A 416-nucleotide genomic window follows, 5' to 3' on the forward strand; every position below is an offset into this window, starting at 1 on the left:
GCACTGTGATAACTGGCGCCGTGTTTCGTGGCTCCGATCTTTCTTGTGGGGAGTTTTCATCGTTTGATTGGTCTTTGGCTGATTTTACTGGTTGTGATTACGGTGGGCGCTTGGCGAGCTTGATGCAAGGCGAATTAATTTAGATGGAGTGAAGTTGGATGGAGAGCAGGCGCTTCAGCTTGTTGAGAGTTTAGGTGTTATTGTTCACCGATAAAATCTAGGTAAAAAAACGCCTAATGCCCCAATGTGGTACTAATCAAAAACGGAGCGAAGCGACATCTTCATCTTGTCTTTGCTTTTCTCCATGATCAGTTATTGGGTCATGGTCTCTTAGCTCGTTAATCTGGCTAAGTTTGGTTAGGTTGGGCTTCTTTCGACACTTCGCAATCCAAGAAATCCCTAGTCCGTTGATTGGT

General features: G+C 45.0%; 1 pseudogene. It reads left to right on the top strand.

From position 1 onward, the window contains the following. Nucleotides 1-214, top strand: a pseudogene (locus tag BHE89_RS21365) (fluoroquinolone resistance protein); the annotation flags it as partial. Nucleotides 215-416: the final 202 nt, after the last annotated feature.

Origin of the sequence: Shigella sp. FC1967, from assembly GCF_001743005.1 — a bacterium.
Taxonomy (GTDB): Bacteria; Pseudomonadota; Gammaproteobacteria; order Enterobacterales; family Enterobacteriaceae; genus Proteus.